This window comes from Pelagibius sp. CAU 1746 (assembly GCF_039839785.1).
Classification (GTDB): domain Bacteria; phylum Pseudomonadota; class Alphaproteobacteria; order Kiloniellales; family Kiloniellaceae; genus Pelagibius.
This window is the reverse complement of sequence record NZ_JBDOQT010000002.1, coordinates 143,136-167,172: the sequence shown is the minus strand read 5'-3', so window position 1 is coordinate 167,172 and position 24,037 is coordinate 143,136. Positions and strand designations below refer to the sequence as shown.

Sequence of the window (24,037 nt, the reverse complement as noted above, 5' to 3'; positions counted from 1 at the left end):
CTTAATCGTCTCCATTGCCACGACCTATGGACGTGTTCCGGTGAAACGCCGCAGCACTCTGGTTTTCGGGATGGAGAGTGAGTTATGCCCAAGTTTCGTTTCACAATTCGCGGCAGCCTGATTGCCGTCAGTGCGTTGCTGGTATGCATCGTGGTCGCTCTGACGAGTGGCAGCGCTTTGGACGCCTGGCGTCAGATGAGCGAGTCTCAACTGGTCGAGTCGAACAACCGCACCGCGGATCTGTTCCTGGAAAGCGCCAGCAATTGGGCCGTCGAGCGCGGTATCACCAACGCCGCCCTGGCTTCGCCGCAGCCGCTCACCTCCGAGCGCCGCACCGCCATCGACCAGCGCCGCCGGGCGGCCGAACAGGCCTTTACCGCTGCCCTGGAAGAACTGCAGGCCGAACCGGACTTTCCGGGCAAGGCTGACTTGATCGGTCAGGTGAACAGCGCCTACCAGCAGGTCGTCCGCTTCCGCAAGGATGTGGATGAGGCCTTGCGCCAGCCGAGGACGGCGCGCGACGAAGCAGTGAGCGGGAACTGGGTGCCGACGATCACGAGCCTGATCATGTCCTCGCAGCACCTGCGCCAGGTCAGTCAGTTCCGTCCGCAGACAATCGCCTCACAGATCCAGATGCTGCGCGACCTGAAACAGGCGTTGTGGGTCATGAGCGAGTACGCCGGGCGTGAGCGTGCTGTGATCGGCGGTATCATCGACTCCAACTCGACGATCACGCTGGAATCCTTGGAGCGTCTGGCCAACTTCCGCGGACGCCTCGAGCAGGCCTGGAGCCAGGTTCAGACTTACCTGGCTTCGGAGCATGCTTCGCCCCTCATCAAGGGGGATGCCGCGCAGGTCGACCGTAAGTTCTTTCAATCCTACGAGGCCGTGCGGCAGGGGGTCTATCAAGCCGGGCTCGCCGGCAGCGACTACCCCGTGGACGGCGCCGCCTGGATCGCCGAAGCGACGGCGGCGATCGACCAGTTGAGCGCCCTCGGCAAGACCGCCAGCGATGTCGCTGCGGATTTCGCCGCCCGTTCCGCCAGTGACGGTCAACAATCCTTCCTGTTCGACATCGCTCTGCTGCTCGCCTGCCTGGCTATCGGAGCTTCGGCCATCTGGGTGGCGGTCTGGCGCGTGGCAAAGCCGATCCAGGCGATGACGTCGGCTATGACTCAGCTTGCCGGCGGCGACCTGAGGGCGGAGATCCCCGGGACCTCGCGCAAGGACGAGATCGGCGAGATGGCGCAATCGGTGCAGGTCTTTAAGGACAACGCCTTGGAGACGGAGCGCCTGCGCGAGGAGCAGCAGGAAGCCGAAAAGCGTGCCGAGGAAGACAAGCGCCGCACCATGAACGAACTGGCCGACAAGTTCAGTGCGGATGTTGGTGCGGTGGTGGAGGCGGTGACCTCCGCCAGCACGGAACTGGAGAGCACCGCCCAGTCCATGAGCGCGGTGGCCGAAGAAACCAGTCAGCAGTCGGGTGCCGTCGCGTCTGCGGCGCAGCAGTCGGCGGCCAACGTCCAGACCGTTTCCTCGGCGACCGAAGAACTGAGCAGTTCCAGCCAGGAGATCGGTTCCCAGGTTTCGGAGTCCACCAAGATGGCGCGCTCTGCCGTCGACGAAGTGGCGCGCGCCAACCAGCAGGTTCAGGGGCTCGCCGAGGCTGCGGAGAAGATCGGCACGGTAATCGATCTGATCCAGGATATCGCCGAGCAGACCAACCTGCTCGCGCTCAATGCCACGATCGAGGCGGCGCGTGCGGGTGAGGCCGGGAAGGGTTTCGCCGTGGTCGCCCAGGAAGTCAAGTCCTTGGCCAATCAGACCGCCAAGGCGACGGGCGAGATCGGCGAGCATATCGCCCGGGTCCAGTCGGAAACCAAGGAGGCCGTCGGCGCCATCGACATTATCGGCTCGACGATCCGCAGGATCGACGAGGTCGCGGCATCCATCGCCTCCGCGGTTGAGGAGCAGATCGCCGCCACCAGCGAGATTTCGCGCAACGTCCAGGAAGCGGCCAATGGTACGCAGGAGGTCACGCAGAACATCTCCGGCGTCAGCCAGGGGGCTCAGCAGACTGGTGCGGCCTCGGAGCAGATGCTGTCGGCGGTGCGGAACCTGTCGAGCCAAGCCGATGCGCTGCGCGGCAAGGTCGACGATTTCCTGACGGAGGTGCGTTCGGCCTAACGGGAGGTAGGCCATCGGCCTAGGGCCGGAGAGGAAAGATGGGGCAACCGCTGGGGACATTATCGGCGGGCTGTTCCATCTCCCGCTCTCTCCCGGGGGTTTGATGAGCCGCCTGTTCCCTCTTCAGACGGGGTCCGCCGATGACGATCGCATTGCCACCGCTCGATGGAAGCAAGAGGTGCATCACCATCCGCCTGGCGCTCTTCGCGGGCATCGGTCTGCTTGCCTCCTTGCTGGTTATCGCCACCGTTCAGCGCTTCAGCGACGCCTTGGGCCGGTTCAAGGACGCGAGCACGGCGGCGACCATCACGGACTGTACCGATCTTCTGATGAAGGCGTCGGTGAACTGGGCCTTCGAGCGCGGGCTCGTCTTTACGGCGCTGCAATCCGGTCGGGCGCCGACTTCAGAAGAGGAAAGACAGATCGGCATACGGCGGCGCGAGGGAAGCCAGGTCATCGCTCATTTTCGCGAGCACGCAGGTTCGGACCTGCTGCGAAGCGATGCCGCCGGGTTTGTCGACCGAATGCTGTCGGCCTATGCCGCGGTCGAGGAGTTGCGCCGCGAGGCCGCAGGGCATATCGACCGTTCCCCCGACAAGGCGGCGGCGAAGGCCGAGGTTTGGTTCGCGTCGATGACGGAGCTTATCATGGCTGCGCGTCAGTTGAGCTTCGCCTTGCGCGACAAGGTCGACCGAGACAGCGATCTGGTCCGCGCCATGCGAGCCCGCGCGGCCGCTTGGGACCTGAGCGAATTTGCCGGGCGAGAGCGCGGATTGATCAGCGGCATCATCGCCGCGGGACGGCCCGCTACTGCCGAGGAACTCGAGCAAATCGGGCACTACCGCGGCAGGATCGAGAGCGTGCTGCTCGTTGTCGACAGGATCGGTGAGGCACAGGGCCTCGATCCGGAGTTCGTGGATGCCTTGCGGCGGGTGCAGAAAGCCTATCGCGACGAACTGGCACGGCAGAGAAGGGAACTCCAGTCACTGCTTGTCGATAGAAGCGTTCGCCCGGCCGCTGCGAGGCCGTGGTTCGACGCCACGACGGCGGTTATCGCCGAGGCGGTCGAACTCCAGCGCGTCGCTTCCCTGGTCAGCCAGAAACAGGCCAGCCGACTCTCAGCTCAATCGCTTGTCGGCGCGCAGATGGAGTTCCTAATGCTGATCGCCGCGACCCTTCTCGGCGCGGCTGGTCTGATGTTCGTTACCTATCGCGTCGTCCGCCCGATTGAGAGAGTGACCCTGGCCTTCGACCGCCTTGCCGCCGGAGACGGAGACATCGAGATTCCGGCGTCGGCGCACCGGGACGAGATCGGCATTATGACCCAGGCCATCCTGGCCTTCAGGGAAACCATGATCGAGCGGCGCCATCTTGAGGAAGAGGTGCATACGCGCCGCCGCATCGAGGTGGAGCTGCGTAAGGCCAAGGAGGAGGCGGAGAGTGCCAATCACGCCAAGTCGCGGTTCCTCGCCAATGTCAGCCATGAGCTCCGGACGCCGCTCAATGCTGTGATCGGCTTCGCCGAAGCGCTGGAGCGCGGCTATATCGGACCGCTCGGCGACAGGCAGAGGGGCTACATCGCGGATATCCGCAGGTCGGGAAAACACCTGCTCGACCTTATCGAGGACGTTCTCGATATCTCCAAAGCGGAATCGGAAGACTGGGAGATCGCCGACGACCCGGTCCTCGCGGAGGTGGTTGGCGGCCAGGCTCTATCCTTCGTCGCCGGCCTGGCTCAACGGCGCGGCGTTACCTTGCGCGGCGATATTCCCGCAATGGGGCTGGCCTTCCGCGGCGACCGCCGGATGGTCGTCCAGATGCTGACCAATCTATCGAACAACGCGGTGAAGTTTACCCCGCCCGGGGGGGAGGTTCGGTTGGCCGCCAGCAGGCGGGACGACGGCGGCATAAGGTTCGCGGTGTCCGACACTGGAATCGGCATGACCGATAAGGAACTGGAGACCGCGATGGAGCTCTTCGGCCAGGTGCACAAGGAAGGCAATCAGGCCGATGACGGCACTGGGCTGGGCCTGCCGCTGGTGCAGAAGTTGGCGGCACTCCATGGCGCCGAACTCTCTTTGAGAAGCACGCCCGACGTCGGAACGACGGCCCTCTTGGACTTTCCCCCATGGCGCAGCCTGCACGACTGACGGGCAGCACCACGGCTGCCTCAGCTCCCTGCCTCGATCCCCCTGAAGGCGGATGACTGTCCCGGATCGGGCAGGATCTCAATTTCCCATAGGGGCGGCTCGGGCATGTCGGGCAGTTGGGACCTCGCAAGCGCTTCGAAGACCGGGCGGGGGTCGCCGGGGAAGGTGACCTCGCGGGGGCGAGGATCCGCCAGCATGTCGACCATCACGATGTCGTAGTCCATAAGCGCTTCGAGCAGCGGGTCGGAGATGCCGGCCTGGACTGACCAGCCGCGAAATGCCTTTGCCTCGAGGTGTGCGTAGAGCTGCGGCGGCACCGCCTTGAAGTAGCGCTCCAGTATGCTATCGCCGCGATCGGCTTCGCGGAGGATCAGATACCTCAAGGAGCGGCCAAGCACCCGCAGCATCATCGAGCCGCGGAAGCTGCGCGCCAAGCGTGCGTAGAGCCGCATCGCCCCGCTGTCGTCGGGGAAGGGGTGGTGGCCGGTCGCCGCCTGCCAGACGGCCCGGGTCATGCCGTCCTCCCATGCACGGGGGGAAGGGCGCGCTTCCGTCTCGGGCGGCCCGCAGCGCTGAGCGGCGCGGCTGCATGGCGCCGTCGGGCTCGCGCGCCCGGCCTCGCTCCAAAGGGCTTCCAGTTCGTCGAGCATCGCTTCCAGAGTGCTCTCCGCCATGTTCTCGAGAAAGGTCTCGTAGATCTCGTAGTTGATGGCGCCCAGGTTGGGCAGAGCCCGGACGATGTCGCGGGCGCGGGCGGCGAGATCCGGCGGCATCCGCCCGCAATGGGCGTCGAGCCAGACCCCGTCCGCCTCATCTCCCCCGGCCAGATGAACTTCCCAGACCCGTTCTAGAGGGAGCGCGGCGATGAAGGTATCGAGGGTCGTGCGGCCGTTTCGCTCGTTGCAGTAGACGTTGTGCAGGTCCAGCAGGATGCCGCAGTCGGCGGCCTCCGCTACCGCGGCAACGAATTCGCCATCCGGCATCTCGAACGGCTTCCGGCCGATATAGGAAACGCCGGTCTCGATCGCGACGGGACGACCGATACCTGCCGCGAAGGCCCTGATGTTGGCCGCCGCCGTCTCGACGCCTTCCGCGGTTTGCAGCGGCGGCAGCAGGAACCCCGCGGAGCGGTGCGGTGTGCCGGCAACACTGAGGTGCTCGCTCACCCAGGGACTGTCCAGCCGCTCCGCGGTGGCGCGGGTGAGGGCGATCTGGTCCGGGTGCGGCCGCCGCGTGCCGCCGAGCGGCATGCCGACGCTGTGGATCAGCTTGGCGACCGGCAGAGCTGAGATCGCCTCGATGAAGCTGGGGTTTTCGCGAAACGGTCCTTCGATCGCGTCATCCGCCAGCCACATCGTCTGCGGCTCGATCTCGAGCACGCCCAACCGGTCGATATGCCCCTGCAAAAACGAGCGAAGCGCGGGGGTGTATACCATTCCGGCCCCCAATCGCGGGGGCCGGAACCCGGCTTCACCGGCCAATGACGAGAGCCTGCTCGTCGAGTTGTCCGGCCGCGTTGATCAGAAAGTTGGACTCGATCCTCAAGAAGAGGTCGTCCCCCGAGGTGCAGGCCGGATGCGCGCTGAGATCGACGATGCGGTCGAGCGCTTTGAAGACTTCCTTGATGTTGCCGGACAGCTTCGGCGAAAGGCTGGCCGACACGACCGGGGCAGAGGCCGCAGCCAAGCGCTTGGGTGCGAAGGCCGCTTGAGCGATGTCCAGATCTCCGTCGAAGCGGAAGTCGCGCTGCATCTCGAAATAGATGTCATGCGCCGAACAACAGGCCGGGCAACCGAGCCTTTCGAGGATACTGCCCAGCGATTTCTTGAACTGCCCGATGTCCGATGCAACGGACATCGGAATGGATACGCGGACGCTATTGGTTGTACGATGTTTGACTTCAGCCATACCACATCCTCCAAACCCGAGTTGCGCAGCACGTACAGCGTCAAAGACTAACACGCCAGCCGTTGCGAGTCAGGAGGTCCGCCTGCCTCTATGGCATAGCGGTCGCGGCACAACGGTATAGAGCAGCTACCCCCTATGGTTTGCAAAGCTGCGTTCGCTAGGTCCCCTGCCGGTGAGTGAACATTGAATTGGGAACGGCCGCAAATGACAATTCTGCGGCTTGGCCCCGGTGGGGACGGCGCCGTGGCCTGCGCCGGCGGTGCGGAAGGGGGACTCCATCGACGAGCGCCCCGCATCCGTGCGGTCTCAATAGGCGGCCGCCGCACCGGCGCGGATTTCCTTGCGCAGGTCGTCGGGAATGCCCCAGGAATAGCGGGTGAGGATCTCGCGGTAGAGGCGCGGCCAGACGTCGCTTTCCGCGGTCGCGAGGGCGTCTTCCAGGCGGCGCAGCGCGCGGCCGATCTCCGCTACGTTGTGGTACTCCGGCCAGATGCGGCGCGCCTCGTCGAAGGCGGCAATGGCGGCCTCGACGTCGCGGTCGATCAGAGCCTCGAAGCCGCGCCGCTCGGCGGCGGCGGCCTTACCGGCACGGCTGCTGTCCGCCTCGACCGTCGCCTGGCGCTCCGCGGGCGGCGCGCTGCGCAGACTTTGCTGTTCCACCTGGACCCGGGAAATCTCACGCGACAGGTTGGTCTCCAGGCTCCTCAACTTGGCGTTGATGTCCTCGTTGAGCTGCGGCGCCGCCTCGGCGCCGGCCTGCTGGGCGGCTTGCTGGGCTTCCAGCAGCAAGCGGATGTCCTCGATTTCCGCCATGGCCTGGGATTCGATCTGCTCGACTTTCTCGCCGATGCGCAGGCCGAAGATGTCGACTTGGCGTTCGGACAGGATTTGGCGCACGTCGTCCTGATAGATCAGTACCACGATGACCGCCACCAGCGGCCACATGAAGGCCTTGATGTAGTCGAGGATGAGGCGTCCCAGAACGTAACTCTTGCCGCCGTCGTCCGCCATGGCTCCATCCTCCATGCCTGAGTTTCGGGAGAAGCGCCAGTCTAGCGTGAGAGGCCGGGGTGGATCGTGGCCAAACGCACATACAGCGCAAATCCCTCCCAGCACAGAAGACGGCGGGGGGATTGGTGGTCCACTCAGTTCTGGTTCTTCCGGATCTGTGCCAGGTCGACGTCGAAGACTTCCTTGCAGAGGTTCTCGGCGAAACCCTTGCTGAGGGAGATTTCGGCATCGGACATCATGGCCGCTCCGAGGAAGCCGCCCCAGGCAAAGCTGTTTTCCAAGAAGTAGGCGCCTGTCTGCTCGCCGCTGGCCACGGAGTTGAACTCGGCGCGCCCCTTCAGTTCGATCTCGTCGCCCAGGAAAATCGCTTTGCCGACATCCTGGTCCTCGAAATCAGTGATGACCACGTTGAGGCTGTGGTCGGCATTGCCTTTGGCGCAGACCGGCATGGCCGCTTCCAGCTCTTTCTTCAGCGCTGCCTGCAGATCGGGATGAGGCTTAGGGGTTTCGACGGAGACGGTGACCTCCGAGACCCGGATATCGTGAATCTGGTCTTTGCTGGCGGCCTTGATACTGGCCACATCCGAGGATGCGCAGGCCGAAAGTCCGAGTAAGGCAGCGGCGGACAGCAGGCTCGGAACCACAGAAAGCGGCTGTCTGCGGCGTGCGAAAGGCAGCATGACGACATCCTCAATCATTAGTGTCAATTATGAGGATGATAATCGCACTATTGGTGTATTGAAAGGGCCTAACCTCGCCGCCGCGGCCTATTCGGCCGCTTTGGCCTTCGCCTTCTGCCAGGCGTCGAGCTTCTCGCGGGCGCCGTTGGTTGTCGGGTCCATCATGGCCGCGTGCTCGGGGCGTTTGGCGGTCAGTTCGATGACGTAGCCGTTGGGGTCGCGAAAATAGATGGAGTCGATGAAGGTGTGGTCCGCCGGCCCGCGGGTCTCGATGCCGGCGGCCTTGCCGCGCGCCAGCATCTCGTCCAGCGCCTCGGGCGCCACCTCCAGCGCGATGTGCAGGTCGTAGTCGTGCTGCGGCTTGAATTCGAAGGCTTGGCCCGGCACCTCGAAGAAAGCCAGGTAGGAACCGTCGTCCAGGCCGTAGAAGGTGTGCAGCGCCTGAGTCTCGCGTCCGGTCTTGGTGGTGCCGATCTCCAGCGTCTTGGCCAGCGGCAGCCCGAGGAAATCCTCGTAGAAGGCGCGGGTCTCTTCGGAGTCCCGACAACGGTATGCGTTGTGGTGAAGTCCCTTGATCATGTCCGTCCCCTCAATCTTTAAGCTGAGCCTCCGAGGTGGCGTTGGCCACGGAGATTTGAGGTGGCGTTGGCCACGGAGATTTGAGGTGGCGTTGGCCACGGAGATTTGAGGTGGCGTTGGCCACGGAGATTTGAGGTGGCTTTGGCCACGTGGATTTTGCGCCATCATAGCCCGGCGGGCGGCCGCAATCCAGGCGCTGCCGGGCCCGTCTCGCCGCGAGAACAGATCAGGGCTGGCTGGAATCGCCGAAGGCGATCCTCCGTCCCTGTGAATCTGCTCTGTGTCTTGGAAATAGATCGGATTCACACGGCTAGGCGCGCTGTGGCGGATTGGCTATGCTGCCGGCCGCGTGTCAGTGGTGCCATCCCGCGACAGTTTTCGTCCACGACAGTCTCCTCCGGAAGGAGGCGGGCCCGTGCCGCGCGGCGTGAGGTTATTGGCGTGAAAGGTCAGAGGCCGGGGGCGGCGGTGGAGAAGACAGTCAGCAGGATCGTTGCGTTGGGCCTTGCCGCCGTTTTCGTCGGCACCCTGATGGCGGGGGCATCGTCGCTGGTATCGCTTGGCGCGCTGGCGGTGCTGACGGCCTTCCTCTGGGCGACCCTCGCAATTCCGGCGGAGCTGACCGCGCTGATCTTCTTCGCCGCCCTGTTGTTGACCGGGCTGGCCCCGGACCACGTGGCGCTGGCCGGCTTCGAGTCCAAGGCGGTGTGGCTGGTCTTCGCCGGCATGGTATTGAGCGAGGTCATCGGCCGCCACGACATGGGCCATGCGCTGTTCGATCGCCTGCTGGGGCGTCTCAAGTCCTACCCGGCGCTGGTCTGGTTGATTTCCGCGACCGGCCTGCTGCTCGCCTTCTTCATCCCTTCGGCCATGGGCCGGGTTCTGATCTTTGCGCCGCTGGTGCGCGCCCTGACCGACCGCCTGGGGCTCGCCGAAGACGATCCGCGCCGCCACGGTCTCTTCATCGCTGCGGTGCTCGGCGCGGTGATCCCGGCCTTCACCATCCTCACCTCAAACGTGCCCAACCTGGTGCTGATGGGCGCGGCCGAAGCGATCTACGGGCGCACGCTGACCTACGGCGAGTACCTGCTGGTGAATTTTCCGGTGCTGGGCCTCGGCGCCTTCATTCTGATCCCGCTGCTGGTGCTGCGCCTCTTTCCGGGCGAGCGGCGGATCGCCCTGCCGCCTGCCGTGCCGGAGCCCTGGACCCGTGACCAGGTGAAGATCGCTTTCCTGCTGGCCGTCACCTTGGCGTTCTGGACCACCGACAGCCTGCACGGCATCTCCTCGGCCTGGATCGGCCTCGCGGCGGCCGTCGCCAGCCTGCTGCCCGGCGTCGGCCTGTTGCCTCCCCAGGCCATCGGCAAGCTGAACTTCGGGCCCTGGTTCTTTGCCGCCGGCACGATCGGGCTCGGTGGCGTGGTCAGTCACAGTGGGCTGGGCGATCTCCTGTGGAGTCAGGCCGCCGCGGCTGTTCCCTTCGCCGGCCTGCCCGACGCCGCCAAGTACGCGGTCCTGCAACTGAGCGCCATGGCGCTGGCGACGGTGACCACTTTGCCGGCCATTCCGGCGGTCTTCACGCCGCTGGCCGGGTCCATGGCTGAGAGCCTGGGCTGGCCGCTGGACGCGGTTATTCTGGCGCAGGTTCCCGCCTTCGTGATCTTCGCCTTTCCCTATCAGGCGCCGCCGGTGCTGGTGGGGCTGACCTTTCTCGGCGTGCCCTTGCGCAAGGCTATGAAGGTCATGCTGTGTTTCGCGGTGCTGGGGCTGGCGGTCGTTTCGCCGCTGCACTACCTCTGGGGCCGCTTCATCGGCGTGTTTCCCTAGCCCGCCTCTCTCAAACCGCGGCGGGATTCATCGGCCGGACGCGCCTTTCCGGCGCCGGCCGTCGCCTTCGAGGATGCGGCTGGTCGGAAGGTGGATGGAGACCTTGGTGCCCTCGCCGAGTCGGCTTTCGACCTCCAGCCGCCCGCCGTGCAGTTCGACCAGCGCGCTGGTCAGCGGCAGGCCCAGTCCGGTGCCTTCGTACCTACGGTTCAAGGCGCCGTCGATCTGGCCGAACTGGCGCAGGGCGGTGGGGATGTCCTCCGGTGCCATGCCGATGCCGTTGTCGGCGACCTCGAAGACGAACCCCTCTCCGGGACTGCAGCGGATGCTCAGCCACACCCGGCCGCCTGACGGGGTGAACTTGATGGCGTTGGTCATGAGGTTCAGCAGCGCCTGCTTCAGCTTGCGTTCGTCGGCGAAGAGCAGCGGCAGGTGAGCGGCGCCGCGCCACTCGATGGCGACGCCGGAGGTTTCCGCGCGCTGGCCCACCACGCGCAGCACCGCGCGCGTCAGCCCGTCGGCGTCGACCGGTTCCTCGTCCAGCTCGTCGGCCCCCGCCTCGATCTTGGATAGATCCAGGATGTCGTTGATCAGCGACAGCAGGTGAAGGCCGGAGTTGTGGATATCCTCCAGATAGCCGCGGTGGCGCGGGGTAGTGCCGGATGGCAGTTCGCCGGCCAGCATGATCTCGGAGAAGCCGATGATGGCGTTCAGCGGTGTGCGCAGTTCGTGGCTGATATTGGCCAGGAACTCCGACTTGGTGCGGTTGGCGGCCTCGGCTTCTTCCTTGGCCGTGCGCAGGGCTTCCTGGGTCGCAATCTGCTCGGTGATGTCGCGCCCGGTGCCGCGGTAGCCGCGGAAGTTGCCGTCGGCGTCGTGCCAGGGCGTACCGTTGATCGACAGCCATACGGTATCGCCGTTCGGCCGCTGGCGCGGATGCACGAAGTTGCGGAAGGGGCGGCGGTTCTTCAGGTCGTCGAGATGCTGCCGCCAGGATTGCGGATCGACGCCGGGAATGCCGGTTTCCTCGCGGGTCTTGCCCAGCAGCACCGTTTCGGGCACGCCGGTGACGCCGGTATAGCGACCGGAGAAGAAGCTGAACCGCAAGTGCTCGTCCATTTCCCAGAACCAGTCGGAACTGGAGGCGGCGAAGTCCTGAAAGCGCTTTTCCCGTTCGTAGATATGGCTGCGGCGGATGGCGGACAAGCGGGTCAGCAGTGCGTTCAGCGCGGTCACGGTTTCGCCGATCTCGTTGTCGGCCTTGATGTCGAGCCGGTATCGCTCGGCATTGATCGGGTCGCCGTGCGCCGCCCTCAGGTTCTTGTGAATTGCCAGAAGGGGCGTGAGCACGCTGCGGCCGAGAACCGCGACAGTGGCGACGGAGACGGCCAGGGACAGGATCAGGATCAGCACCCCGACGCGGAACATGTAGCCGTCGAGCTCGGCGTCGATCCTCGATGTGCCGAGGCGCGCCACCACGGTGAAGGGCAGGCCACTGGCCTGCGGCGTCCAAAGGACTTCATAGGCCGCGCCTTCGTCGGGGAACCGCCGTAAGACCGGGCCTTCGCCCTGGGCCGGCGCGGCGGCGCGCGCACCTCCAACGGGCCGCAGATCCGGCATCCTTCCGCGGCTGCCCAGAAGGGCGCCTTCCTCGTCGTAGAGGGCGAGGCCTATGACCGAGATGAACTCGAAGGTAGGCCAGGTGAGCTTCAGGATCTCCGCCGGTGAATGCTCTTCATACCAGCCGAGCGAGGCTCTGGAGGTTAGAAGCACTTCCATTTCCTGATGGCTGCGCAGCTCATCCCTGCGCTTCACATAGGTGGGCGGCAGGAAGGCCAGCTCCACCGCCAGGATGGCCAGGCAGACGAGCAGGGCGATCCGCCGGCACAAGCGGCAGTTCAGCAGTTCCCGGGCTTGAGGCAGAGAGGAAAGGCCGAAGATCATTCCGTGTGCCTGTGATCGGTTCGACTTTTTCCCCTTTTAGTGGCAGATGCTTCAGCCTTGGTTAATGCGAGGGCCTGCGAGCCTGAAATTTCGCTCGAATTGGCGCTCTCGCGGGAAAGTGATTGATGCGCCGCCGCCAGGGCCGGAGAAGGCGATCCCAATATGGTTGATCGTGTAGCCAGGAAAAATCAACCGCAGCGATTTTTCGCCACGCTTTCGCTGACACTGCCTCCGCCGTACCGCCGGAAGGCCGGTCGTCGCTGTGGGACAGACCGGTGAATGGAGGGCGCTCCGCGCGGGGCCAAAGGTGCCGCTTCGTGGTTTCCGGCCAGTGCGCGTCCTTGGTCCCGCGGGGACCTAGTTCATAGGCATTTTCTGGTTCTTGAGACGGACGCCGCCAAACCCTAGGCGGCCGGCGCTCTCGAAGTCTTTTGCCGCGAGCTCGGGCTGCTCGCGGCGCTGGTAGGCGGTGCCGCGGTTGGAATAGGCGCCGGCGAATTCGGGAAAGAGATGGATGGCTACCGAAAACTTCAAGATCGCTTCGTCGTACTGGGACGCCTGCAACGCCTGGCGGCCGAAATCGTTGAAGCGCTGGGCGAGGGCTTGAGGGGTCACCCGGCCGGCCGCCAGGTCCGCGCGATAGGGCGCCAACTCGGCCTCGACGCGGGCGGCCAGCGCGGCGGCGGGATCGAGAGCTTCCTCCGCCGCGGCTTCGGCTGCCGGTGCTTCCGCCGCCGGTGCCGCCAAGGCGGCTTCCGGCGCCAAGCTCTCCTGCGGCGGCGTCGCTTGCCGGATCTCCTCCGGGGGCAATTCGGCCAGTTGCTCCTGCTCTTCCGTTGCCGCCCCGCTCGCCTCGGTCCGGGCTGCTTCGAGGGGCTTCAGCTTGGGTGGCGGCGGGGGCGGCGGCACGATGACTTTCTCGGCCACCGGGGTGGGCAGGTTCTGCGCCCCGCCGTTCCTCGGCGCGCCTGCCCCCAGGTCGGGGACCTCGGGCGCCGGGGCGGTGGCCGGCGGCTTCTCCTTGCCCGCGTTCAGGGCGGCAAAGGCGGCGGTGACGCCGCGCAGTTCGTTCAGCAGTTTTTCGCTGGGTTCCGGATCGCCGGGCAGAAGGGCGAACTCCTGGTAGCGGCGGATCGCGGCGACGGTGTCTTCGTCGACCACGCCGTCCACCTCGCCCGGGTCGAAGCCGAGGTCGCGCAGCAGGGTCTCCAACTCCTCCAGCGCCGGCGGCTCCAGTGCCGCGGCGGCGCCGGCGGCCAGAAAGGCCGCCGTCCCCAGGGCGGCGGTCAGGTGATATCGCCAGGACCAGGACATGGGCGGTATTTTACCGCCACGGGATGAGGAATCGAAACTCTTACGAGGGAGCCGGGGAACCGCGGAAAACAGCCGTATTTTCGGGTCCCGGCCGGTCTCAGCGCTGCTGCGCCAGCCATTCGCGCGGGCCGCAGCCGAACTGGCGCTGGAAGGCGCGTGCCAGGGCAGTGGGGCTCCTGTAGCCGGCCTCCGCCGCCACGGCTTTCAGTGGGCGGCCGGCGAGCAGTTCCTGGCGGGCCACGGTCATCCGCAGGGTGGTCAGATAGTCACCCGGCGAGAGCCCGACCCGCGCCTTGAAGGCGGCGGCGAAGGTGGAGCGCGACATGCCGGCGATCGCGGCCAGGCGCTCCAGGGGCAGGTCGTCTTCCGGCGCCTGATGCATGGCGGCCAGTGCGCGCGCCAGCTTGGGGTCCGCCAGCCCGGCCAGCAGGCCGCTCTGCGTCAGGCCGCGGGTGACGCAGTGGCGCAGCAGCATGACCATAAGCAGTTCGATCAGTAGATCCACTGCCGCCTCCTGGCCGAAGGTCCGGTTGAAGGCCTCGTCGAAGAGCCGGTTCAGCACCGGCTCCAAACCTTCCAGGTCGTCCAGCGCGATGACCAGGCGCTCGGGAAAGCCGAGCAGCAGCAGGTCGGCCTCCGGGCCCTCGAAGGTCAGGCGGGCGCAGACCAGATCGGCTCCGGCCTGTTCTTCGGTCTCCAGGCGGTGGCGGCAGGGGCGGGCAAAGAGGATGAGGCTCGGACTCTCGATGCGCTGCGGCGCGCTGCCGGCGGCATGCAGGGTTACCGGCCCGCGCTGGACCAGGTGGAGATGGCCCTGAGGGCCGTCGTCGGGATAGTCGGCGGCGCCGCACAGCGGACCGGAAAAGAAGACGCTGGCGCTGAGACTGCGCCGGGTCAGCCAGGGGAAGGCCTCGCTGGCTCCGGACGCGGTGATTTCGGGCGCGGTGGCTTCGGGCGTGGGGACTTCGGACGATTGGCGTGTTTCTTCGGACAAAAGATCAAATCCGTATGACTAGCTTCTGGTCAAGGGGCGATGGCCCCGAAAGTGAGTGCTGAAAAACCAATTCGGAGTGAACAGTTATGCCGAACATCAACAAAGCCCTCCGTGGCGCCCTGCTGACGCTGGTCATGGCCGGGGCGACCGTGCCGAGCATGACACAGGTCGTGTCCGCGGCGGAGGAAATCAACATCGTCGATGGCTACGCCGTCCATGGCTATGACGTGGTCGCCTACTTCACCGAGGGCAAGCCGGTCGCCGGCGACAGCCGCTACTCGGCCGAGCACGACGGGGCGACCTACCGCTTCGCCAGCGCCGAGCACCGTGACCTCTTCGCCGCCAATCCCGGCAAGTACGCCCCGCAGTACGGCGGTTTCTGCGCCTTCGGCACGGCCATGGGCCGCAAGTTCGACGGCGATCCCCAGGCCTGGGCCGTCGTCGACGACAAGCTCTACCTGAACCTCAACAAGGACGTTCAGGCCAAGTGGAAGGAGAACGTTCCCGGCTTCCTGAGGGGCGCCGAGAACAACTGGCCGCTGATCCGTCACGTCGCCGATTCCCGCCTGGAGGCTTCCCCGCCGGCGGGTGTCACCCTGGGCGCCCAGTAGCACCCCAAGCGTCTGGTTCCAGGGTAACTTGCGGCCGGCCTACGCCCCCGGGATTTCGGCCGCTCCACGGCATGCGATGTTCCTCCGGCATCGCATGCCGTTTTCCTTTCCGGCCTCCGGTTCGGGCCGCTTGGGTCCTTACTTCGGCAGGGTTACGGTGAATTTGATCGAGGCGTACCACGCCGCGAGATCGGAGATGTCCTCGTCGCTCAGGCCCTTGGCCACCACCGACATGATCTCGTGTTCCCGCTTGCCGGAGCGGAAGGCCTTGAGCTGGTTCTCCAGATAAATCTGGCTCTCGCCGGCGATATGCGGGGCGATGGGGATCCGGGCGACGCCGTCGATGCCGTGGCAGGTCTGGCACTGCCGTGCTTTCTTGCGGCCGGCGGCGGGATCGGCGGCCAGGGCCGGCGCGCAGAGGGCAGCGGCCAGGGCCGCGGTTACGAGCAGCAACAGGGGTGTGTTCTTCGCAGTCATACGTTCGGAACTCTTCCCGTAAAGGCCGGAACGGCGGCCGGGACCGGACCGGCCGCCGCGAAAGCAAGTTTCCGGCTTACTCTCCGTAGGAGATACGATAGACGGCGCCGGCCAGATCGTCGGAGACCAGGATCGACCCGTCACGCAGTTCGACGACGTCGACCGGCCGTCCCAGATACTCGCCGTTTTCATCGATCCAGCCATCGGCGAAGACCTCCGTCTCGCCGGCCGTGCCGTCCTCGTTGACCGCGGTGAACATCACCCGCGCGCCGACCGGCGTGGTGCGGTTCCACGAGCCGTGCTGGGCCGAGAAGATGCCGTTCCTGTATTTCGCCGGGAACTGGCTGCCCCGGTAGAAATGCATGCCCAGGTCGGCGGCGTGGGCCACCATATTGACCGCCGGGAAGACCGTGTCGGCCGGCGGCTCGGAATCGGCATACTCGTTGGTGCGGGTATCGCCGCCGCCGTACCAGGGGAAGCCGAAGTGCTGGCCCTTGGCGGTCTGGCGGTTCAATTCGCCCGGCGGGATGTCGTCACCCATGCCGTCGACCTGATTGTCGGTGAACCACAACTCGCCGTTGGCGGGGTTGAAGTCGAGGCCGACCGAGTTGCGGACGCCGTAGGTGTAGACTTCGCGGTCGGATCCGTCGCGGTTCATGCGGATGATCCCGCCGATACCGGTTCGGGTGTAGAGGTCCAGCTTCTCGGGGGGCGGCACGTTGAAGGGCTGACCCAGCGCGATATAGAGCTTGTCGTCCGGACCGATGGCGCAGACGCGTGCGGTGTGGTTGTAGCTTTCCTCATCCGTCGGGACCAACTTGCCTTGCGGCACCACTTCGAAAGCCGCGACGTCGGGACTCTCATAGAAGAATTCCGCCGCCGGGTAGACCAGGACCCGGTTCTGCTCCGCGATGTAGAGGAAACCGTCTTCGGAGAAGCAGGGGCCGTTCGGAATCTTGAATCCGATCGAGGGCGCGAAGCTCTTCACCTCGTCCGCGACGCGGTCCTTGTTGCGGTCGGTGACCGCCCAGGCCTGGGTCTTGCGGGTGCCGACGAAGGTCACGATACCTTGCGGGCCGACCGCCATGTGACGGGCGTCGGGCACCACGGCGTAGAGTTCGATCTTGAAGCCGCTGGGCAGCTTGATCCGCTTCAGGGTTTCGCGGATGCCCTGGGCATAGGGGCCGCTCTGTTCGATGACTTCGAACTCGGTGACGCCCGTGGTCTTGAACTGGCCGAGTTTTTCCAGGTTGCTTTGCGCCAGGGCCGGCGTCGTCAGTACCAGGGCGGCGAGCGATACAGCAGGTAGGACCATACGCATCTGAACTATCCTCCCGTTGTCTTGTCGTTATCGCTTGAGCGTAGCGGCTTTGCGCAGCCTCAGGTAGAGGGAAAGTGTTCAACAAAAAGCATGAGTGGATCGTTCGTCATACCACTGGGCTGCAGGCATAGCGGTGTGCGGCGACCGGGCGCCGCGAGGCGCGGCCCGCGGGTTTTGCGCTTAGGATGCGGCGAGCCGATGGTCTTGTTGCGCCCGGCGGTTGCTTTATTTCTGATTTCTTATTGTCTTGCTGGCGTCCTCTTCTGATGACGCGACTCATTAACTACAATGTAAGACGAATTGCTGATATTATTCAGTTGGGGTCAATGGAAACCGGGGGAGCGCCGCTCCCCTCCAACGCTCAGCCGAGGGCGCGACCATGGCGATCCGACCGACCCCGACTCCCGATAACGAAACGACAATCGGAACTTTGGAAGGCGCCGTTGCTGCGGATGGCACGGAGTTTTCCGGAGAGGGCGCTTCCACCCTTGCGTCCGTGGTTCTGCAAGATCATTTGTTCTCTGCCGTGCTTGCCGAGGGGCAGTTGCAGCGAATCCTCGATGCAGACACGGCCGTGGTGATCGAACCCGATGGCGAGCTTCCTTCGGAACTCACCCTCGACGACGCGGTGGTGCTGATCGCGGAGCCTCCGTTTCCGATGATCGGGGTCTGGGATGACGCGCCCGAGGTGGCGGCCAATGCCGCGGCCGAGGCGCATAGCCACGCAGCGCCGCCGCCACTGAGCGAGCCGGGTGCGGTGATCGAGTTGCTGAGCGGCAGCGAAGCCCTGGGGGCTATCGAAACACTGGCGCCTTTCGCACTGCCGGAAGAGGCTCGCGACGATGGTTTCCTCTCCTTGCTTGCGCGAAGCGAGCCCGCGCCGGGAGAGAGCGCGGCGGCGGGGCAACTGACCTTTCTCGATTTCACGTCCCTCGCCAAGCCGGACAACCCGGGCGGCGGCGGCGGTGGCGGTGGCAACGGTGGCGGCAAGGGCGGCGGCAAGGGCGGCGAAGATCCGGTCGTCCCCGACCCGGATGTCGTTTCCCAATATCTCAGCGGCGATCCGGGCGGCTACAATATCCTGATCGAGTTCGACGGCACCTGGACCGCCGACTTGCAGGGCGCCTTCATTTGGGCGGCTGATTGGATCAGCGACACGATCCTCGGCGATATTCCGGACGTCTTCTATCGCGGCGACATCATCGACGACATATTGATCTCCGCCACGCTGACCTACATCGACGGCGAGGGCTTCATCCTCGGTCAGGCGGGGCCGACGGCGGTGCGGACCAGTGGCTACCTTCCGGCGGTCGGCGTCATGGAATTCGACAGCGCCGATGCGCAGAGTTACTACGACGCCGGGCTGTGGGACGACATCGTAGTGCACGAAATGCTGCACACCATCGGCTTCGGAACCATCTGGGACTTTCTCGGGCTGGTCGACGGTTCGGGAAGCGACAGCCCGACCTTCTCGGGGGCGCAGGCGTCGCTTGCCTACGCCGATCTCCTGTCATCGTCCGATCCGGTTGCCGTGCCCTTGGAGCAGGACGGCGGGCCCGGCACGGTGGAATCGCATTGGGACGAGGAGACCTTCGACAACGAGATCATGACCGGCTACATCGACGGTTCCAACGAGATGTCGAGCGTGACCGTCGCCTCGCTGTCGGACCTGGGTTACGAAACCGTCGACTGGGGCGACTTCACCGCCTTCACGGTCTGAAGCGATTCAGTCGGCTTCGGAGACGGCACCCTCGGGCAGGCGCTCGGGCCGGCTCACGACATAGAGCGCCGCCAGGGCGATGACGGCGATGGTCACCAGCTTGGCGGGCAGCGACAACGACGTCAGCAGCACGATCCCGCTGCCCCCGGTCATGCCGAGCAGCGCACTGACCTTCGCTTTGCGGGCGATGACGCCGTGGCTGAGAAAAGCCTCGACGGCGGGTCCGATGCCGGGCCAGGCGAAGATCCTGCGGGCCATGGCCGGGCAGCCCTTGGCAAAACAGCCGGCGGCGGCGATCCAGAAGATCGTGGTCGGCAGCACCGGCAGCAGGGTTCCCACCAGACCGATGCCGAAAAAGGCGTAGCCGGCGGCCGTCCACGCCCAGGCGAGGCGACGGCGGGCGTTGATGTCGCGGGTGTCCTCAGTGGCGCTGCGGCTGGTCATGCTGACTTGCGGCCTCGATCGACTTCTGGCGTCCGGGGCGGGCCCGGAATGCTGGCTAACGAAATAGGCCAGCTTGCCCAGGATACCAAGGTTTTCTTTAGAGAGGGTTGACCTGCGCTTGGCGGAACCGGCCTGCGGGCCGGGCTTCCCGGCGCTTTTTCGTTGCCAGGCGCGGGCCCGGCATCGCATCTTGCGGTGCTGCTGAACCGAGGAGGATTGAATGCCGCGCTTCGTGTTGTCGATCGGACTGATGGGTCTGCTGGCTGCCTGCGCCGCGCCGGAAGGCGGACCTCAGCGCAATAGCTCAGCCATCCTGCCGGCAGAAATCCAGGCCGAACTGAAGCCCGGCGAGGGCGACTTCGCACCGGACTTGGTCTACGTCAGCGAGCGCGCCCGCGATGGCGGATACGACAAGATCATGCTCGACCCGGTCATGTACTTCGCGCCGCTTGAGGCGATGCGCTCGGTTTCGCCCGGCGACCGCCAGACCTTGGCGAACAACTTCCACATCCTCATGGGCCGGGAATTGGGCAAGGACTTCCTGTTGGCGGTGGAGCCGCAGCGGGGGGCCGTGCGGGTGCAGTTCGCCGTGTTGCCCGTCACCCAGGAACCGGTGGCCATGGACACCGTCGCGCTGGTGGCCCGTGACGATCCGGAAAAGCAGGTGGTCGTCGATGCCCTGGCCAGCCCCGTCTCGCCCGGCGCCGATCTGTTGGTCGAGGCCGAATGGACGGATGCCGTGACCGGCGAGGTCCTGGGCGCCACTGTCGACCGCCACTTCGGTCAGAAGAGTTTCGACGGCACCTCCTTCAAGAGCTGGGCCGAGGTCAACCGCTACCTCGAGGCCTACGCCGTGCTGATCCGTTATCGTCTCTGTGTGTTCCGTGGCGGGAGCGACTGCACGCCTCCGTCGGCGCCCTTGGGCTGAGGATACCGCTGCGCGCGGCGCCTTTGACCTCGCTGCGCCGTCCCGGAACCCGCGTGCCGATAGGCCGGCGCTCTGACCGGCGCCGTGACTACAGCGGCAGGCCGTAGTACCAGGGCGCAAACAGGCTGAAGGCGATCCACACCAGCAGGATCAGCGGCAGGCCGACCCGCACGAAATCCATGAAGCGGTAGTTGCCGGGAGTCATCACCACCAAGTTGGTCTGGTAGCCGATGGGTGAGGCGAAGGAGCAGTTGGAGGCGAAGATCACCGCCACCGCGAAGGGCTCGACCGGCAAGCCCATCACCCGGGCCAGGTCGACGGCGATCGGCGTGAAGAGCACCGCCGTCGCCTTGGTGCTGAGCACGTTCGACAGCAGCGCCAGCAAGAGGAAAAAGGCGGAGAGCACTTGGCCGGGCGAAGCGCCGGCCAGCAGGCTTATTAGCATTTCGGCCAGGAAGGTCGCTCCTCCGGTTTCCTGCATGGCCGAGCCCAGCGCCAGGGCCATGGCGATGGTCAGGACGATCTTGCGGTCCAGCACCCGGATCGCGTCGTCGACGGAAAGGATCCCCGAGGCGATCATGGCGGCGGCGCCGCAGAAGGCCGCGAGGGCGATGGGCACCACGCCGGTTGCCGAGGCGGCGATGACCGCCAGGAAAATGACCGCGGCGATCCGCTGGTACTGCGGCGTCACTAGGGGCTGGCGCGACCATTCCATCAATACCACGCTGCGTTCTCCGCGCAGATGGTCGACATCTTCGGGCCGGCCCTGAATCAGCAGGACGTCGCCGTCCTTCAGGGGAATCCGCGTGATGCGGTCGCGCAGCATTCGGCTGCGGCGTTCGATGCCCAGCACCACGCAGTGATGTTTGTAGCGGAAGCCGACCTCTTCCAGGGTCCGGCCGACCAATTCCGATTCCGGACGCACCATGACTTCGGCCTGGACCTGACCGCTGATGGTCCAAGGCGGGCGGTGCGGCTGCGCTTCGTCATCCTGGCTTTCCTCCGGCCCGCGGAAGGCGTCGGCCATGAGTTCCGGGTGCAGCAGTTGCGGTTCGCCCTTGGCCAGGGCGCTGAGCGCCTGGCGGGTCGCGGCCAGGATGACCAGGTCCCCGACCTCCAACGTCAGATCCTCGAAGGGCGGGACCATGGCGCGTTCGCCGCGCTGGATCATCAGCACGGTCACGTCCTTCAGGTCCGGGAAGATGCCGCCGACCGGCGTCAGGCCGACCAGGCGGGATCCCTGGGTGATCGAGATCTGCGCCATGAAGTGCCGGCTGTGCTCCTCGATCGCGGCCCCCAACGGCGCCCGGTCGGGCAGCAGGCGCGGCGCGACGAAGAACAGGTAGATTAAGCCGCAGCCGGCCAACACCAGCCCCGGGACGGTGAAATCGAAGAAGCCGAAAGGCCGCTCGCCGAGATTGTCCAGTTCCAGCGACACCAGCAGGTTGGTGGAAGACCCGATCAGGGTGGTCATGCCGCCCAGCACCGAGGCGTAGCTGAGCAGCATCATGTAGCGGCTGGGCGACTGCCGGAAGCGTCGCGTCAGAACCTGCATGATGGGGACGAAGAGCACCACCACCGGGATGTTGTTCAAGACCGCGCTGAAGACCATGACGACCACCAGCATCAGGGCGACGGCGGCCGCGCGGTTCTGCTTGGTGAACTGCATGACGATATTGGCCGCTTCGTCCAGGACGCCGGTCCGCGTCAGCCCTTCGCCCAGGACCAGAAGGGCCAGGACGGCGATCAGGGCCGGATTGGCGAAGCCCGACAGCAGGTGGCGCAAGTCCAGCCTGTCCTCGCCGCCCGGCCCGATGACCGGGAAGAAGTGGAAGAAGACCAGCAGCACCGCGATCACGGCCAGCGAGGTCAGTTCGATGGACAGGGACTCGGTCGCATAGATCGTCAGGGCTGCGACGATCAGCAGGAAGAGAACGCCCATTTGGAAGGGCGCGATGAGGTCCGGGGCCATCATGGACGCGGTCTAGCCCGGGTATCTCGAACCACGGCGGCGGATCCTCGACACGGGAAGCCCGCCGGGGCCGCCGCAGCCCCTTGCCGTCACGCGAAGCGGAATGTGGTTCCCTTGCATAGCGCCCCTTGAGGAAGGATGTGGCACGGATGATTGCGCCTTCCGGAAGCCGCGTCGCGCCGCTCCCCTCCCGCATTCTATATGAAAATTCTCAGTAGATGAAAATGTCTCAGGTGAAGAGGGCGTAGAAGACGGCCAGGACGGCCATGGAGCCCAGCGTATAGGCCGAATTCCACTTCCACGACAGCTCGACGCCGCTGTAGCCGGAAGCACGTGCCAGCATCAGCGTTCCCGACGCGAAGGGGGCGCCCAAGGTGCAAATGGCGCAACCGGCGGCGATGGCCAGTACGATCATGGTGGGATCGGCCGGCACTGCGCCGAGCTCTGTCACCAGGCTGCCCAGGAACACGGCGGTGGTGATCGGGCTGAGGGCGATCTGGCCGCAGAGCCAGACGAAGAGCGACAGCAGCGAGAGGAAGACCCAGCCCGGCAGGTCTTGGACCGAAAGGGCGCCGGCCACCTGTTCCGAGGGGACCAGCGCCGCGGCCACCGTCCCGATGAAACCCGCGCAGGCAAGCGAGACGGCCTCGCGCAGGAACGACGGCAGGCCGGTACCGGTCACATCGCCCAGGCGCTGGAGCGTTCCGGCGAGGCGTAGCCGCAGGCCGCGTTCCGCCCGCTGCAGGAAAACCCAGACCAGAAGGACGACCGGCGCCGCCAGCATGACGCCGCCGACCAGAAGTACGTCACCCCAGCGCGTGAACAGCAGCGTCAGACCGAACAGCAGAGCGCTGACCGCGCCGAGACGCAGCAGGGCGCCGCGCGGCAGCGGCAGATCCTGACGCTGCGGCAGCTTGCCGCTGGCGCGCAGCCGGCGGCGCAGTGGATACCAGCGCAGAGCATCCTCGCCCCAACTGACGGCAAGCATGACAAGGGAAAGCAGCCCGCCGAGAAGCAGGACCCTGCCTGGATCGACGCCGGGAATGAGGGTCGGCAGGATCGCCTGCGTCACCGCTGTCGGGGCCCACAGCAGGAACCAGGCGAAGCCGCGCAGCAGGGCCGAGAGCTGACGGCGTTCGCGCACCAGAGATATCTCGTCCAGATCCTCGCGCCGCTTGTCGTCGCCGCGCACGCCGCGCTGGATGATCGGCGCCAGGAGGCTGAGCGCACCCAGATTGATCAGGACCGAAAAGAAATGGCTGCCGAGGAAGACGGCGAGGAAGCGCCATTGCGGCGGCTGCTGGGTCACGTAGGTGCCGCATTGAAGGACGGCGGGCGACGTGATGCCGCCTTCGCGCAGCAGTCCCATGAGCAGGATGAAGGCTGCGAGAAATCCCGCGCGGTCCAAGCCGCGCAAGGCCAACTCCCAGGGCTGCGCATGATAGATCAGGGCGAGCAGCAGCAGTACGCCGCAAAGACCCAACAGATAGGCCTCGCGCAGGCGCAGGCGGCGCCAGCCGATCAGCGGCACGCCCAGCAGCAGTATCTCGGTGATGCGTCCGGCCACCAGGCTGTCGCTGAAAAGCGTCAGCAGTTCGCAGCCCATGAGCGCGACCAGCCAGGGGCCGAGCAGAACGCTGGGCTGGCTTGTATGGCGGCCCAGGCCGGTGCTGGGCGTCGCCGTCGCCTTTTCGTTTCTCGTCGTCACCGGACAGAATCCAATCGTGTGATGAAGCGCTGAGACTCGGCGAAAGCCTCGCCGGCAGCGCCAGGCGGTTTTCCATGCCGTTGGGCATGTCGCGGCTCGTCCCTTTCCGCGGCGGCCTGCCGGCCGATTCTTCCCGTTTCATCTTAGGAGGTTCGCCGCCATGAATGCCACCGACCATTGCGCGTGACGGTCTTGCAGAGCTCACCCCCTTTAGAGGTAGCGCCGGGTTGCCGGGGCCATTGGCGGCAAAGCCTGTTATGAC

General features: G+C 65.7%; 19 protein-coding genes. 6 read left to right on the top strand and 13 right to left on the bottom strand.

Going from position 1 to position 24,037, the window contains the following annotated elements:
* The first annotated feature begins 84 nt into the window (after positions 1-84).
* Both AAFN88_RS17695 and AAFN88_RS17690 read left to right on the top strand, forming a co-directional pair.
* Positions 85-2,187 (top strand): methyl-accepting chemotaxis protein, encoded by a 2,103-nt coding sequence (locus AAFN88_RS17695; RefSeq protein WP_347521877.1) that lies wholly within the window; start codon positions 85-87, stop codon positions 2,185-2,187.
* Between the two features lie 140 nt (positions 2,188-2,327).
* The gene (locus AAFN88_RS17690) at positions 2,328-4,337 is read left to right on the top strand and encodes a histidine kinase dimerization/phospho-acceptor domain-containing protein (RefSeq protein ID WP_347521876.1); all 2,010 of its coding nucleotides are present in this window, start codon (positions 2,328-2,330) and stop codon (positions 4,335-4,337) included.
* Positions 4,338-4,357: 20 nt separating this feature from the next.
* Here the strand turns inward: AAFN88_RS17690 and AAFN88_RS17685 are convergent, their stop codons facing one another.
* From AAFN88_RS17685 to AAFN88_RS17665, 5 genes are all read right to left on the bottom strand, one after another.
* The gene (locus tag AAFN88_RS17685; RefSeq protein ID WP_347521875.1) at positions 4,358-5,773 is read right to left on the bottom strand and encodes a DUF692 family multinuclear iron-containing protein; all 1,416 of its coding nucleotides are present in this window, start codon (positions 5,771-5,773) and stop codon (positions 4,358-4,360) included.
* Between the two features lie 34 nt (positions 5,774-5,807).
* Positions 5,808-6,245, bottom strand: a complete 438-nt coding sequence (locus tag AAFN88_RS17680; protein ID WP_347521874.1) for a hypothetical protein — start codon at positions 6,243-6,245, stop codon at positions 5,808-5,810.
* Between the two features lie 306 nt (positions 6,246-6,551).
* Positions 6,552-7,256 (bottom strand): hypothetical protein, encoded by a 705-nt coding sequence (locus AAFN88_RS17675; RefSeq protein WP_347521873.1) that lies wholly within the window; start codon positions 7,254-7,256, stop codon positions 6,552-6,554.
* 134 nt (positions 7,257-7,390) lie between these two features.
* On the bottom strand, positions 7,391-7,837 hold the full coding sequence (locus AAFN88_RS17670; protein WP_347521872.1) for a hypothetical protein: 447 nt from the start codon (positions 7,835-7,837) through the stop codon (positions 7,391-7,393).
* 186 nt (positions 7,838-8,023) lie between these two features.
* Entirely contained in the window at positions 8,024-8,515 is a 492-nt protein-coding gene (locus AAFN88_RS17665; protein WP_347521870.1) for a VOC family protein, read from the bottom strand.
* 441 nt (positions 8,516-8,956) lie between these two features.
* On the opposite strand from AAFN88_RS17665, the gene AAFN88_RS17660 reads away from it, so the two are divergent.
* Complete coding sequence (locus AAFN88_RS17660; protein WP_347521868.1) at positions 8,957-10,342, top strand: SLC13 family permease; 1,386 nt, start codon at positions 8,957-8,959, stop codon at positions 10,340-10,342.
* A gap of 27 nt (positions 10,343-10,369) precedes the next feature.
* On the opposite strand, the gene AAFN88_RS17655 is transcribed toward AAFN88_RS17660, so the two are convergent.
* The 3 genes from AAFN88_RS17655 to AAFN88_RS17645 all read right to left on the bottom strand — a co-directional run bounded on the left by AAFN88_RS17655 (position 10,370) and on the right by AAFN88_RS17645 (position 14,594).
* Complete coding sequence (locus AAFN88_RS17655; RefSeq protein WP_347521867.1) at positions 10,370-12,286, bottom strand: ATP-binding protein; 1,917 nt, start codon at positions 12,284-12,286, stop codon at positions 10,370-10,372.
* 357 nt (positions 12,287-12,643) lie between these two features.
* Positions 12,644-13,600: a peptidoglycan-binding protein gene (locus AAFN88_RS17650; RefSeq protein ID WP_347521866.1), complete on the bottom strand. Its 957-nt coding sequence runs from the start codon at positions 13,598-13,600 to the stop codon at positions 12,644-12,646.
* Positions 13,601-13,697: 97 nt separating this feature from the next.
* Entirely contained in the window at positions 13,698-14,594 is an 897-nt protein-coding gene (locus tag AAFN88_RS17645; protein WP_347521865.1) for an AraC family transcriptional regulator, read from the bottom strand.
* A gap of 86 nt (positions 14,595-14,680) precedes the next feature.
* On the opposite strand from AAFN88_RS17645, the gene AAFN88_RS17640 reads away from it, so the two are divergent.
* Positions 14,681-15,205 carry a YHS domain-containing (seleno)protein gene (locus tag AAFN88_RS17640; RefSeq protein ID WP_347521864.1) on the top strand — a complete coding sequence of 175 codons (525 nt, stop codon included), beginning with the start codon at positions 14,681-14,683 and terminating at the stop codon, positions 15,203-15,205.
* Between the two features lie 138 nt (positions 15,206-15,343).
* Here the strand turns inward: AAFN88_RS17640 and AAFN88_RS17635 are convergent, their stop codons facing one another.
* Together AAFN88_RS17635 and AAFN88_RS17630 are read right to left on the bottom strand one after the other, a co-directional pair.
* Complete coding sequence (locus AAFN88_RS17635; protein WP_347521863.1) at positions 15,344-15,682, bottom strand: cytochrome c; 339 nt, start codon at positions 15,680-15,682, stop codon at positions 15,344-15,346.
* Between the two features lie 76 nt (positions 15,683-15,758).
* A complete protein-coding gene (locus AAFN88_RS17630) occupies positions 15,759-16,997 on the bottom strand; it encodes a PQQ-dependent sugar dehydrogenase (protein ID WP_347521862.1) in 1,239 nt (412 codons plus the stop codon).
* 520 nt (positions 16,998-17,517) lie between these two features.
* On the opposite strand from AAFN88_RS17630, the gene AAFN88_RS17625 reads away from it, so the two are divergent.
* Positions 17,518-18,723, top strand: a complete 1,206-nt coding sequence (locus AAFN88_RS17625) for a leishmanolysin-related zinc metalloendopeptidase (RefSeq protein ID WP_347521861.1) — start codon at positions 17,518-17,520, stop codon at positions 18,721-18,723.
* 6 nt (positions 18,724-18,729) lie between these two features.
* On the opposite strand, the gene AAFN88_RS17620 is transcribed toward AAFN88_RS17625, so the two are convergent.
* Positions 18,730-19,167 carry a YbaN family protein gene (locus AAFN88_RS17620; protein WP_347521860.1) on the bottom strand — a complete coding sequence of 146 codons (438 nt, stop codon included), beginning with the start codon at positions 19,165-19,167 and terminating at the stop codon, positions 18,730-18,732.
* 220 nt (positions 19,168-19,387) lie between these two features.
* Here AAFN88_RS17620 and AAFN88_RS17615 point away from each other — a divergent pair, with 220 nt between their 5' ends.
* Complete coding sequence (locus AAFN88_RS17615; RefSeq protein ID WP_347521859.1) at positions 19,388-20,095, top strand: DUF3313 family protein; 708 nt, start codon at positions 19,388-19,390, stop codon at positions 20,093-20,095.
* Positions 20,096-20,183: 88 nt separating this feature from the next.
* On the opposite strand, the gene AAFN88_RS17610 is transcribed toward AAFN88_RS17615, so the two are convergent.
* Positions 20,184-22,070 carry an SLC13 family permease gene (locus AAFN88_RS17610; protein WP_347521857.1) on the bottom strand — a complete coding sequence of 629 codons (1,887 nt, stop codon included), beginning with the start codon at positions 22,068-22,070 and terminating at the stop codon, positions 20,184-20,186.
* A 226-nt stretch (positions 22,071-22,296) separates the two neighbouring features.
* Entirely contained in the window at positions 22,297-23,775 is a 1,479-nt protein-coding gene (locus tag AAFN88_RS17605) for a hypothetical protein (RefSeq protein WP_347521856.1), read from the bottom strand.
* Between the last annotated feature and the right edge of the window lie 262 nt (positions 23,776-24,037).